The following is an 8,789-nucleotide window of genomic DNA, read 5'->3' on the forward strand; positions in this document are numbered from 1 at the left end:
ACGGAAGAGCCGGGCTGCGGGCGCGTCCAGCGACCGGTAGGACCAGGAGAGGACGGCTCGCAGGTCGGTGCCGTCGTCGCACGTGGTGAGGGCGTCGAGGCGCCCGCCGTCGGTTCCGCGCAGCTCGTCGGCGACGACACTCAGGGGGAAGGCCGGGTTCAGGACGGCACGAGCCGCGATGACCGCCAAGGCCAGGGGCAGGCGTCCGCACCGCCGGATGATGTCGGCGGTGGCATCAGGTTCCGCCGCGAGGCGCTCGGTGCCGAGACGGCGAGCCAGTATCTCGTACGCCTCCGTCTCCGAGGGAAGCGCCAGGAGCAGGGGACGCGTACCCTCGCCGACGACCAGCCCGGTGAGCCGGCTGCGGCTGGTGACCAGTGTCAGGCAGCCGGGCGCGTTCGGCAGCAACGGCCGTACCTGCTCCTCGTCGCGGGCGTTGTCCAGCACGACGAGGACGCGTCGCCCGGCCAGTGTGCTGCGGAACAGGGCGGCGCGGGCAGCGGTGTCCTCCGGGACGAGCCGGTCGGGAACGCCGAGGGCGGTGAGGAAGCTGTGCAGGACGCCGGCGGGATCCAGTGCGGGCGTCCGGGGATGGAAGCCGCACAGGTCGACGAAGAGCTGCCCGTCGGGGTAGAAGTGGGCGGCCCGATGGGCGTGGTGAACCGCGAAGGTCGTCTTGCCCACCCCGGCGGCACCACCGATGAGCACGACCCGCGCCGCACCCGTCCCAGGACGCATCGGCAGAACGCCCGCGCCAGAGGTGGGGACGGACGCGGTCTCCCGGTCGGCGAAGACCTCGAGGTCGTTGGGCAGCTGCGCGGGAGTCGCCGGCGGCAGCGACCGCGGACCGGTACGCGGGTCCGGTGTGCCGTCGGGCAGTCCCTGGTCCGTATTCCTCGCGGTGGGAGGCGCACCCGGACCGGAGAGGTCGTCGGCGGCCGGGGACCCCGGTCGGCGTGGCGTGACGGACACGGTGGGCACGCCCTCCGTCAGCCCGGACAAGGTGAAGGCAGGCAGGTCGTGGCGCAGGATGCCGTCGTGCAGGGCACGCAGCTCGGGCCCGGGGTCGACGCCGAGCTCCTCGGCGAAGTATCGACGCACGTCCTGGTAACGCCGCAGTGCTTCGGGATGGCGGCCTGACAGGTACAGGGCGCGCAGGAGCAGGGCCCAGCCGCTCTCGCGCAGCGGTTGGGCGGAGGTCAGTCGCTCGGCCTCGGCCACAGCCCGCGGGAGCTGCCCGTCCAGCAGCAGGGCGGCCGCCAGCAGTTCGGCGGCGCTCTGCCGCAACTCCTCCAGGCGGGTGGCCTCCGGACCGGCGAACGGGTGGTCGGCGGCGTCGGCCAGGGCGGCACCGCGCCACATCCCCAGTGCCCGTTCGACGGTACGCAGGGAATCCCCGACCCGGGAGGCCGCGAACTCCTGACGGGCCTGGGTGAACGCCGCACCGAAGCGCACCGTGTCCCGAGCCTCGGGTGGTACCCGCAGCGCGTACCCGGCCGGCTCGGTCACCAGGGTCTCGAACCGCCCGTTCGCCGGCCGTTGTTCCAGCACCGCGCGTAGTTTGCTGACATCCGTGTGCAGCGAGGGCATCGCCGAAGCGGGAGGCCGCCCCTGCCACAGGTCCTCGCACAGGGTGTCCTGGGCGACCGAGTGACCGTCGGCGAGCAGCAACCGGATCAGCAGCAGCCGCTGTCTGCGTCGCCCCGGGTCGACGGTCACGCCGTCGCGCCGCACGACCAGCGGCCCCAGTATCGCGATCTGGACGCCGCGTTCACCGGACGCGACCAGCTCGGCCGACTCTCGGCTCCGGATGTCGTCCAACCCTGCCATGACCGACTGCGTTCCTTCCCCCGTGCTGGTGCTCCCGCCCACCTGTGGTCCGGAACAGGCTAGGGGTGCTCAGCCGCTCGGCGTCGTCGCGTCTCACGAAGTCATGCATCGTCGATGCGCCGTGCGGGGAACGCCGGCGACTGCAGGACGAGCGGGCCCGACGCCGGCTGTCTTGCGACATGAACCAGAAGCCCCGCTACCACGTCGTCCCTGCAGGGCGAGGACGGTCCGCTCACGTCGGGCGACGAACGGCGTGGGCAGGGCGAGCCTCCGGCCAACCGCCTGCCTTTTCATCGGACGATTGAGAGACACCGTCATGTCCCCCGAGACCAACGGTGCGGACCCCACCGGCGCCCCGCGAGGATCCGGTAACCGCCCTTCCCCCAGGCCACTGCCGATCCGGACTCGCGCCGGTCGGCCCACCGACACGCCGCGTCCGCCCGTGCGACAGGGCCAAGGGCCTGACACAGCTGCCATGCGTGCACTTCACGCGGTCCGCCGAGCCTCGTCCAGCTTCGGCAACCAGCCGGAGGCGGACACGACCCACTCGCAGGGGCAGCCCTCGCCCGGCACCGCGCACGAGGAGGGCGCGGAGGGCGGCCCGGGTTCCGGCCGTGCACGAAGAGTCCTGGTCGTCGCGGTGGCGCTGGCCGGTGTCGCTCTCGTCCCACTGTCCCTCCTGCTGTCGGGCCCCGGCGATCGGCACCGCCCCTCACCCGCCCGGCAGGAGGCGGACAACGACGCGCTCGGTACCGGGCGGCAGGAATCGCGCCCGGGAGCCCTCCTGCCCTCCGACCACCCGGCCGACGGCACCACCGGAGCAAGGGACGAGGACAAGGGCCGGAAGAAGGAGGGTGGTGAGGCCGGGGCGGACCGGGGCTCGGACGGCGGTGGCGCCACTCCCACGGCGACTACAGGGGCCTCCCGGCGGGACGGCACCGACACCGCTACCGACCCCGCTACCGACGCGGGGAATCAGATCTCCGCACTCGTCGGCCTGCAGTCGGGCAAGTGTCTGACAGCAGGGGGCGGCGCTCAGCTGACCATCCGGACCTGCACCGGGGCCGCCGCGCAGATGTGGGACTTCCGTCCCGACGGCACCATCCGTTCCCAGGGCCTGTGCATGGACCTCGCAACCACCTCGAAGTCCAACGGCACCGCGATCCGGACAGCAACCTGTGACGGTGACGCGAGCCAGCAGTTCCAGCTGAATGCCGTGGACGACCTCGTGGCCCGGATCGCCACCAAGTGCGCCGACGTCTACGACGCCAAGTCCACGAACGGCACCCCCGTCATCCTGTGGCCCTGCACCGGAACCGCCAACCAGACGTGGCACCGGCGCTGACCCGCCTGCAGCGCTCAGGCACGGTCCACGTGCTCGTGAACCGGACACCCCGACTCCACGTTGAGCCGAAGGGATGTGTCAGCGTTCCGCGCTCGCGGTCGCCGACCGGCACCGGAGTCGGCGGTGGCACCGCCCCGCACCACCGCACACCAGCCCACAAGGAGAACCGCCCATGACCACCATCAAGAGCACACTGTCCGACGCCGCCCGAAAGACTGCCGGCGACGCGCTGCAGAACACCCTCACCGACCTCCTCGCGCTCGCACTCGTCGGCAAGCAGGCCCACTGGAACACCGTGGGCCCCCACTTCCGCTCCGTGCACCTGCAGCTCGACGAACTCGTCGCCGACGCACGCGTGATGGCCGACGCGGTCGCCGAACGCGCCGCGACCATCGGCGTCCCCCCGGACGGCCGCCCGCAGACCATCGCCTCCACCCTCACGCTCCCCACCCCCGACCACGGCTGGATCCCCGACACCGAAACCACCGCGCTGGTCGTCAACGCCCTCGACACCGCCACCACCCGCCTGCGCGAACACATCGACACCCTGGACGACACCGACGCCGTCACCCAGGACCTGCTCGTCTCCACCACAGCCGAACTGGAGAAGCACCGCTGGATGTTCGCCGCCACCACAGCCCAGCACGGCTGACATAGCCACCACCCACCGGCCCTGGCCTGCTGAACGGGTGGCAGGTGAGTCGTCACCTTCGGCGCGCTTCCGGTAAGGCTGAGCGCCGCAGGCGACGGCCGTGGCCGGGCGCAGGGCGTACGGTGCCTGCTCGGTCTCGGCCCGGAGCCCCTCCCGGCGTTCGGCCCATAGGAACCCGGCGGCGGGAGGGGCTCCGGATCAGCCGCGTCCGCGGTCCACGGGCCTGCCGACCGGCATGCTGACACACTGGTCCCGTGCCGTTCACCCCACGTTCCCCGGAAGCGGTCCCCCCGGAAGTCATCGCTCCGGACCCGCCCGGCGACACGGCCCGACCGCTGCTCACCCAGTCGTGGCTCGACCTCGCCTTCCTCCACTGGGCGGTGGATCCTGACGAGTTGTCCGGGCTGTTGCCCGCCGGGGTCGTGCCGGACACCCTGGACGGCGTCACCTACGTCGGCCTCGTCGCCTTCCGGATGCATCGGGTGGGCTGGTTCAGGCTTCCGGGCATCCCGTATCTCGGCACCTTCCCGGAAACCAATGTCCGGCTGTACTCGGTCGACGAGCACGGTCGCCGGGGCGTGGTATTCCGCTCCCTCGACGCCTCCCGCCTGATCCCGGTGGCGGTGGCCCGTACGTTCTTCCGACTGCCCTACCTGTGGTCGCGAATGTCCGTCGAACGTGCGGGGGACACCCTCACCTACACCAGCAAGCGGCGCTGGCCAGGTCCGCGCGGAGCGCACAGCATGATCACGATGCGCGTCGGCGAGCCCGTCGCGGAGCCGAGCGAGCTCGAGCAGTTCCTCACCGCACGCTGGGGCATGCACAACGCCTTCTTCGGTCGCTCCTTGTACCTGCCGAACACCCATCCCCGCTGGCCCCTGCACCGCGCCGAGCTGCTCGCCTGCGACGAGGACCTGATACAGGCCGCGGGCCTGCAGACACCCACCGGCCCACCGGTGAGCGTGCTGTACTCCCCGGGGGTGCCGGTTCGCTTCGGCCGCCCGGCACGGCCCGCCGGCATCCCAACCCCCTGACAGGACGCACGGCCGGGCACCTGCCCCCCGACGCTTCTCCGCTCCGGCTGCTGGGCGGCTCGGACAGACAGCCACCGAGTCCGGCCCACACCGCTCAGGCGGCGCAAGGTGAGGGCACGGCGAGCCCGTGAGAGTCCTCCCTCCGTGGCGCTCCCGACCTTCGGGGTGGAGTGGCCGGGCGGCGCCCGGCGCCGCCGTGCGCGACCGGTTCCGGCGCTCTGCCGGGAGCCTGGAGACGCGTCTTCGTGCGAGGGACCGACAGGCATCGAGAAAGATCGGGACCGCGTCCGAAGAAGGACGCTCACGTGGTGAACCGGGGTGGTCTCCTCCACGTTGCGCCGATGGGACGTGCGTACGTCGCGCCCCTGCGATGCCGCCGTGCGCTGCGGCCCTCGGCGGCACCACACCACAGTGAAAGGAACAACACACCAGTGAAGCGCTTCATCACACGCCTCGCAGTAGTCGCGGCGGCCGGAGCCATGGCCGTTGTGCTGCCCGCTTCGTCGGCGTCAGCCATCAACCGCGCCGACTGCCAGGGACTGGGCATCCTGCTGCTGCACAACGCAGGCGGCGACCTCTGCTTCGCCAACGCGGGCGAGCAGAGCGTGGCGATCTACGGCGTGGACCGGATCTGGACCGGGGACAACAAGGTCACGTTCACGTACGTGCAGACGCTGGGCGGGTCGGCGAGGAGCATGACCGTGGACAAGTGGCATTTCGGTAACATCGCCCCCATCCACAAGATCACGAAAATCAGGATCTGGTGACACCCGGCGCCGCGTGAGGTGACTGCGGGTCCTCGCCGGCGAGGACTCAGGCGGTCGGTTCGTGGCAGGGCGGCCGGGGGGGCGTCCGGTCACATCGGGGCGCCGGCGTCGAGGTGACCGTTACCGGTTGCCTCGACGCGGCAGCACCGACCGACCGAGACGCGGAGGACTCCGCCCCTTTGCGGAGCGGTCGTGCACCCCTCCGCCTACGGAAGCCGCTTGCGCTTATCTGGATCGACATGTGACAGGACCCAAGCGACCTCGGCGAGCTGCTGTCGTTCGGCCGAGCATTCCGCGCAGCGGCCGAGATGCTCGGCGATCGCGGCATCCAGCTCCTCGCCGTTTCTGCCCCTGGTCAGGGCCTGTACGGCCAACTCTTCCTTGGTCCGTTCGCAGTTCACGATGTCTCCTTCGACCTCGGCTCCGGCTGCCATGCCTGTCACGTCCCCACTCGTGCACCGGTTCACCGCACCCCGTCCCGGGCCGGGCCGGTTCGGCCAATCGGAGGGACCCGCACGGGCCGCCCGACAGGGGCCGGGAGGGACGGAACCAGGCGACGGCGGGTCCGGGGCGAGCCTCTCTCCTGCGGTCAGGAGGAGCCGGGTCCGAACCGTGGCTACTCGCCGAGCACGCCTCGGTCCGCGAGAGCCCTGCGCAGTGCCCGCATGGCGTAGAAGGCGCGGCTCTTGACGGTACCGGGCGGCACCCCGAGGTGCTCGGCCGCCTGGGCCACACTGCACTCCAGGTAGTACATGAGCTGGATGACGGTCCGCTGTTGTTCGTTCAGATCCCGCAAGGCGTCCAGCACCACATGGGAAGTGAGCGCGGACTCCGTGCCGTCCGACGCGGGACCCAGCTCCTTGACCGGAACCAGCTCCAGAGGCCGGATCTGCCGGGCCCGATGGTGGTCGATGACCAGGTTCTTGACCACGGTGTACAGCCACGGCCGGATGTGCTCGCCGCGGGTGCCCAGGAATCGGGCGTGCTTCCAGGCGCGGGCCGCGGTCTCCTGGAGTATGTCCTCGGCCTTGTGCCAGTCACCGTCCAGCAGCCGCGCGGCATAGCGGACCAGCAAGGGCCCGTACTGACGGTAGATGTCCTGGATGAATGCGTCGCAGTCGGCATCCGTCGTGATGTGCCGGGTGTGCGTTCGGTTCGGAGCGAGGCTGGTGGTCCCCGCTGCCGTGATCCCGTTCATGGGTGGCGCCCAATCCTGTTCAAGTGCTTCGTGGCGTGCTTCCCACGCGAGCGGGGAAGTGGGCCAACGCTCTCCGGACGGGCTTGGCCCAACCTTGTCGTCTCCTTGTCGTGCCGGAGCGAGCCCCACAGGCTCGGACCTGGCAGGCCGGCCTTTCACGATCCGCACGGTCACGCAGGCGATCGCGCACCCGCGGCCGTGCGGGTCGCGGTGCGCCGAGCTCGTCGAGGGGCAGGCGGTGGAGCTCGCTCCCGAATCCTTCAAGACCGCTGCGCCTGGCTCGGCCAGCGGATTTCGCGGGCGACCGGCCTGACGGCCGGGTACTCCACGACACGACGGGGCCGCACTCGGGGTGGCCCGCCGGGCGCTGCGCGCACACGCCGCGGCGGGCGAGGTCAACTCCTCCTGCCCGATGGAGCACCACGGCGACCCGGACCGTCGCGTGAGCAGTCGAAGCGCGCGGGAGGGCAGTGGTCGCGATGGAGCCGCCCGCGGCCGAGGGGACTTCATCAGCAACGAGAAGGCACCGCAAGCCGTGGCCGAGGCGGACGAGCGCGCCGGATGAGCACTTCCGGTCCTGCCCGCGCGACCCGCGCGACCCGCACGGGCCTTCGGCGGCTTCGTGCCCGCACTCGGTGCACGGTCAACCCGTCGTCCCGCTCATCCGCTTCAAGCGGATCAGCAAGTGCTCGAACATCACGGTCACCGGGGGAAACGAGCGCGGCGTTCACGCCAAGGGCCCGTACGGCCACGAAACGGGTTACAAGATCGACATCTCGCGAACCGCCTGCGTCACGGGATTCGGCGACAAGGACTTCGAGCGCGCCGGCCAGCGCAAGGACGGCACGCGGCTGTTTCGGTCGATGAACAGGAACGTGTACGCGGACGAGCGCAGCCGCAACCCCTGGGACATCCTCTACTACAACGGATCCGCCTGACCCGTGGCGAAGTCGGAGGCGTTCCGGGCGCCGAGATCCGGGACTCCTCACGCGGCGAGCGGACCTCCCGCCCCTGGCACGGACGGCGACGCTGCCCGGAGCCGAGTACGGCGTCCGGGGGGCGTGTCGTGCCACCGCCCCCCGGACGCCGTCGCCGACGCCGGTGCCCTGTGCGCGGGTCAGCCCCCGGTCACGGCGGCTCCGGTGGCCCGGGCAGCGGCGGCCCCGGCGGGGTTGGCCGCGATCCACTCGTCCAACTGCGCCCGGGTGGTGGACGGGTCGGCCATCAGTTCGCCGAGACGGTCCGCGGCCAGGTGGAGGGTGGAGACCGCCGGGCAGCGGCGGCACGCCTCCACGCCCGTCTGGCTCCACCACTGGCACTGCGTCCGCAGGTGACACCGTGGCACAGCGGTCCCGGTCGCGGCCGGGGCGGCCAGGACCCGTTCGACCAGGGTGCAGTCGTCCCCACGGCGGTTCACGCAGTTCGACGCGCAGTGCGAGGCGAACCGCAGGACGCGGCGCGGCTCGACGCCCTCGGGCACCATGCCGAGGACCTGGGAGGCCGGAACGGGGTCGGCGAGGTAGACGACGCCGCCGTCCTGCCCCGACCGGACGCCCAGGGCGACGGCCTCGGGAGCATGCGGGTCCCCGCTGGGGCACCAGGTCCGCGATGACATCCGCTCTGCCACGGTGATCACCGTCCCGTCGTCAGGAGCGGGTCAGGTCGGCGGCCTTGCCGACGGGGTCGCCGCCCAGCTCGGCTCCGGCGGCCGTCTCCTGCTCAAAGGCGGCGGCCCGCAGGATGCTCTCCTGCAGTTGCTGGACCGAGGTGATCCGTGCGGGCTGCGTGTCGGCGGCGGACGCCTGGCCCGCCGTGAGGGCGGCGGCGAAGAGGGCTGCGGTGCCGACGACCGCGGCGCGAGTGGTCTTCCTGTTCATCCGTACTCCTCGAGTGCTCGGGTGCGGTGGATTTCCGGTGGGCGGAGCCCTCGGCCTCCCGGAGGCGGCCGGCGGCTCCACAAGGG

Annotated in this window: 10 protein-coding genes; 5 read left to right on the top strand and 5 right to left on the bottom strand. The window is 71.7% G+C overall.

Features of this window, described 5'->3' with window-relative positions; translation table 11 throughout:
• The coding region (locus tag ACOV8S_RS31765) for a BTAD domain-containing putative transcriptional regulator (protein ID WP_448321959.1) at window positions 1–1,830 on the bottom strand (1,830 nt) is incomplete at its 3' end.
• A gap of 475 nt (window positions 1,831–2,305) precedes the next feature.
• On the opposite strand from ACOV8S_RS31765, the gene ACOV8S_RS31770 reads away from it, so the two are divergent.
• The 4 genes from ACOV8S_RS31770 to ACOV8S_RS31785 all read left to right on the top strand — a co-directional run bounded on the left by ACOV8S_RS31770 (window position 2,306) and on the right by ACOV8S_RS31785 (window position 5,628).
• The gene (locus tag ACOV8S_RS31770; RefSeq protein WP_448321960.1) at window positions 2,306–3,175 is read left to right on the top strand and encodes an RICIN domain-containing protein; all 870 of its coding nucleotides are present in this window, start codon (window positions 2,306–2,308) and stop codon (window positions 3,173–3,175) included.
• A gap of 172 nt (window positions 3,176–3,347) precedes the next feature.
• Complete coding sequence (locus ACOV8S_RS31775; protein ID WP_448321962.1) at window positions 3,348–3,827, top strand: Dps family protein; 480 nt, start codon at window positions 3,348–3,350, stop codon at window positions 3,825–3,827.
• Between the two features lie 254 nt (window positions 3,828–4,081).
• The gene (locus tag ACOV8S_RS31780; protein ID WP_448321963.1) at window positions 4,082–4,861 is read left to right on the top strand and encodes a YqjF family protein; all 780 of its coding nucleotides are present in this window, start codon (window positions 4,082–4,084) and stop codon (window positions 4,859–4,861) included.
• Window positions 4,862–5,292: 431 nt separating this feature from the next.
• Window positions 5,293–5,628 carry a beta/gamma crystallin domain-containing protein gene (locus ACOV8S_RS31785; RefSeq protein WP_448321965.1) on the top strand — a complete coding sequence of 112 codons (336 nt, stop codon included), beginning with the start codon at window positions 5,293–5,295 and terminating at the stop codon, window positions 5,626–5,628.
• Between the two features lie 206 nt (window positions 5,629–5,834).
• On the opposite strand, the gene ACOV8S_RS31790 is transcribed toward ACOV8S_RS31785, so the two are convergent.
• Window positions 5,835–6,062, bottom strand: a complete 228-nt coding sequence (locus ACOV8S_RS31790; protein WP_448321967.1) for a hypothetical protein — start codon at window positions 6,060–6,062, stop codon at window positions 5,835–5,837.
• 182 nt (window positions 6,063–6,244) lie between these two features.
• On the bottom strand, window positions 6,245–6,826 hold the full coding sequence (locus ACOV8S_RS31795; RefSeq protein ID WP_448321969.1) for a sigma-70 family RNA polymerase sigma factor: 582 nt from the start codon (window positions 6,824–6,826) through the stop codon (window positions 6,245–6,247).
• Between the two features lie 635 nt (window positions 6,827–7,461).
• Here ACOV8S_RS31795 and ACOV8S_RS31800 point away from each other — a divergent pair.
• Window positions 7,462–7,764: a hypothetical protein gene (locus ACOV8S_RS31800; protein WP_448321971.1), complete on the top strand. Its 303-nt coding sequence runs from the start codon at window positions 7,462–7,464 to the stop codon at window positions 7,762–7,764.
• A 179-nt stretch (window positions 7,765–7,943) separates the two neighbouring features.
• Here the strand turns inward: ACOV8S_RS31800 and ACOV8S_RS31805 are convergent, their stop codons facing one another.
• Window positions 7,944–8,441, bottom strand: coding sequence for a hypothetical protein (locus ACOV8S_RS31805; RefSeq protein ID WP_448321973.1), 498 nt, complete (start codon window positions 8,439–8,441; stop codon window positions 7,944–7,946).
• A gap of 31 nt (window positions 8,442–8,472) precedes the next feature.
• Window positions 8,473–8,703 carry a hypothetical protein gene (locus tag ACOV8S_RS31810; protein WP_448321975.1) on the bottom strand — a complete coding sequence of 77 codons (231 nt, stop codon included), beginning with the start codon at window positions 8,701–8,703 and terminating at the stop codon, window positions 8,473–8,475.
• Window positions 8,704–8,789: the final 86 nt, after the last annotated feature.

The organism is Streptomyces sp. CO7, assembly GCF_053474865.1.